The organism is Nocardioides sp. NPDC057772 (assembly GCF_042798075.1).
GTDB lineage: Bacteria > Actinomycetota > Actinomycetes > Propionibacteriales > Nocardioidaceae > Nocardioides.
Genome location: NZ_JBHVKN010000337.1, coordinates 1 through 2,939, shown reverse-complemented (window position 1 = coordinate 2,939; position 2,939 = coordinate 1). Strand labels below are relative to the sequence as shown.

The 2,939-nt window shown below is 68.2% G+C and carries 3 protein-coding genes and 1 pseudogene; 2 read left to right on the top strand and 2 right to left on the bottom strand.

What is annotated here, in order from left to right; all coding sequences use genetic code 11:
* Positions 1–136 precede the first annotated feature (136 nt).
* Both ACFVJS_RS27290 and ACFVJS_RS27285 read right to left on the bottom strand, forming a co-directional pair.
* The gene (locus ACFVJS_RS27290) at positions 137–406 is read right to left on the bottom strand and encodes an FmdB family zinc ribbon protein (protein WP_378886684.1); all 270 of its coding nucleotides are present in this window, start codon (positions 404–406) and stop codon (positions 137–139) included.
* A 59-nt stretch (positions 407–465) separates the two neighbouring features.
* On the bottom strand, positions 466–1,029 hold the full coding sequence (locus ACFVJS_RS27285; protein ID WP_378886683.1) for a 5-formyltetrahydrofolate cyclo-ligase: 564 nt from the start codon (positions 1,027–1,029) through the stop codon (positions 466–468).
* 77 nt (positions 1,030–1,106) lie between these two features.
* Here ACFVJS_RS27285 and ACFVJS_RS27280 point away from each other — a divergent pair, with 77 nt between their 5' ends.
* A complete protein-coding gene (locus tag ACFVJS_RS27280; RefSeq protein WP_378886682.1) occupies positions 1,107–2,483 on the top strand; it encodes a UTP--glucose-1-phosphate uridylyltransferase in 1,377 nt (458 codons plus the stop codon).
* A gap of 73 nt (positions 2,484–2,556) precedes the next feature.
* Positions 2,557–2,939 (top strand): annotated as a pseudogene (locus tag ACFVJS_RS27275) (molybdopterin molybdenumtransferase MoeA); the annotation flags it as partial.

Below are 2,939 nucleotides of genomic sequence, written 5' to 3'. Positions count from 1 at the left end.
GGACAACCCTGTGGATAAGCAATGCCGAGGCGTCACTTAGGTCGGCCGAGACGTCACGTAGATGACGTTTCGGCCGACCCAAGTGACGCCTCGGTCGACGTGGCTGACGCCTCGCTCGACGCGGGTGACCTCTCGGTCAGTCGGAAGAGCCGGAAGCGGCGGGCGCCGGGGTGGAGGTGCTCGAGGACGACGTCGCCGAAGACGTGGAGGACGTCGACGACGATGAGCCGGATCGCGAGTCGGTGCGGTAGAAGCCGGAGCCCTTGAAGACGACGCCGGCCGCGCTGAAGACCTTGCGCAGCTTGCCGCCGCACTCGGGGCACTCGGTCAGCGAGGCCTCGCTGAAGCTCTGGAACTGATCGAAGGCGTGGCCGCACTCGGTGCAGGCGTACTGGTAGGTGGGCACGTTTCTCCTAGAACAGAATCTGGCACTCGACGGGTGCGACTGCCAATATTAGCGAACGCCTAGGAGAAGCGCCGCATTCCCTCCGCGCTCGCGGCCGCACCCACGGCGCGGTCGTGCGCCTCCACGGGCACCGGAACGCCGATCTCCCACGGATAGAGAAGCGCGCAGGTAAAGGTTCCGGCAGGCACCCGGGCGAGCACGCGGTCGTAGGAGCCACCGCCCCGGCCCATCCGGTGACCCTGCCAGTCGACGGCCAGGCCCGGCACGAGCACGACGTCGGCCCCGGCGATCGCGGAGACTCCCAGCCGCTCGCCACCGGGCTCCAGCAGCCCCCGGGCCGCCCGGACCAGCTCTCCGTCGTAGACGGCCCAGTCCAGGTCGTTGTCCGGTAACAGGCACGGAAGGAGGATGCGTTTCCCGGCCGCGTCCAGCTCGTCGATAAGAGGTCCGGTGCCGGGTTCGGTGCCGATCGAGACGTAGAGCGCAACCGTCGCGGCCCTGCGTACGTCTGGAATGTCAGTGACCACCTGTGACAGCGAGCGCGCCAGCGAGCCGAGCCGGGGGAGCCCGATGCGCCCCCGGGTAGTCAACAACTGGTCGCGTAAGGCAGTCTTGCGCCCCACGAAGTCAGCGGGGGCTGGACCATCAGAACCCGGAGGGGTGTGTGAACCCGACACAACGACAGCCTAGGCTTTCCTCTATGGGTAGCCCAGGTTTGGCCAAGGCAATGGCGAAGATGCGCGATGCCGGCGTGGAAGACGTCGCCGTGCAAACATTCGCACATTACTACCGCCAGCTCGAGCACGGAGAGACCGGGATGATCCCGGAGGACACGATCGAGCCGGTCGACATCCCGTCGATCAGCGACGCCGAGGTCAGCGACGAGGAGGCCCACACCGCCATCTCCACCACCGCGGTGATCAAGCTCAACGGTGGTCTCGGCACCTCGATGGGCATGGACCGTGCGAAGTCGCTGCTGTGCGTGCGCAAGGGCCTGAGCTTCCTGGACGTGATCGCCCGCCAGATCCTGCACATGCGCGAGAAGTACGACGTACGTCTCCCGCTGCTGCTGATGAACTCCTTCCGCACCTCCGAGGACAGCCTGGCCGCGCTCGAGCGCTACCAGGACCTGCCGGTGGAGGGCCTGCCGCTGGAGTTCCTGCAGAACCGCGAGCCGCGCCTGCTCGCCGACGACCTGACCCCGGTCGAGTGGCCCAAGGACCCCGAGCTGGAGTGGTGCCCGCCGGGCCACGGCGACATCTACACCGCTCTCCTCGACACCGGCCTGCTCGACCTGCTCATCGAGCAGGGCTACGAGCGCGTCTTCGTCTCCAACTCCGACAACCTCGGCGCCGTCCCCGACGAGAAGGTCGCCGGCTGGTTCGCGAAGAGCGGAGCCCCCTTCGCCATCGAGGCCGTACGCCGCACCCCGAGCGACCGCAAGGGCGGTCACTTCGCGCGCCGCAAGTCCGACGGCCGCCTCATCCGGCGTGAGACCGCGCAGACCCGCGACGAGGACAAGGTGGCGCTGCAGGACCTCAGCCGCCACAAATACTGCTCGACCAACAACATCTGGTTCGACCTCAAGGCCCTCAAGAAGGTTCTCGACGAGCGCGACGGCATCCTCGGCCTGCCACTGATCCGCAACGAGAAGACGGTCGACCCCTCCGACCCGACGACGCCGAAGGTCATCCAGATCGAGACCGCCATGGGCGCCGCGATCGAGGTCTTCGAGGGCTCGCAGCTGATCGAGGTCGGCCGCGACCGGTTCGTGCCGGTCAAGACGACCAACGACCTGCTCGTGCTCCGCTCCGACGTCTATGACATCGGCGAGGGCTTCGTGCTCGACCAGGTCGCCGACGAGGTGCCGTTCATCGACCTGGACAGCGACTACTACAAGTACGTCGCGAACTTCGACGAGCGCTTCCCCGAAGGTGCTCCGTCGCTGCGGAAGGCGTCCTCGCTGACCGTCAACGGCGACTGGACCTTCGGCAAGGGCGTCCAGGTCATCGGCGCGGTCGAGCTCGACGGCGCCAGTGCCGAACGCGTCGCGCCGGCCACGGTCCTCTCCGACTGACGCTGGTCTCGACACGCCTTCGCCTAGCGGCTCCGGCGGCTCGACCATCGGGGACGACGACTAGGCTCGGCGTGTGACCCCCGCCGAATACCGCGAGCGAATCCTGGCCGACCTCGAGCCGATGCCGGCCTATCCGCAGCCCCTGATGGACTGCCTCGGGCTGGCCGTGGCCGAGGACATCCATGCTGAGGTCGCGCTGCCGGGCTTCGACAACTCCTCGATGGACGGCTACGCGGTCCGCTACGCCGACGTCGCGACCGCCTCGGCGGAGGCGCCGGTGCGGTTGCCGGTGCTCGGCGAGATCGGCGCCGGGCAGGCTTCGCTGCTGGCACTCCCGCCGGGCGCTGCGGCGAAGATCATGACCGGTGCTCCGCTGCCGACCGGCGCCGACACGGTCGTGCCCTACGAGTGGACCGACCGCGGCGTCGCCGAGGTCGAGATCCGACAGACGCCCGA

Excerpts from the sequence above, each read along its gene's own strand:
- ACFVJS_RS27280 (WP_378886682.1), top strand. The coding sequence starts at position 1,107 with ATGGGTAGCCCAGGTTTGGCCAAGGCAATGGCGAAGATGCGCGATGCC.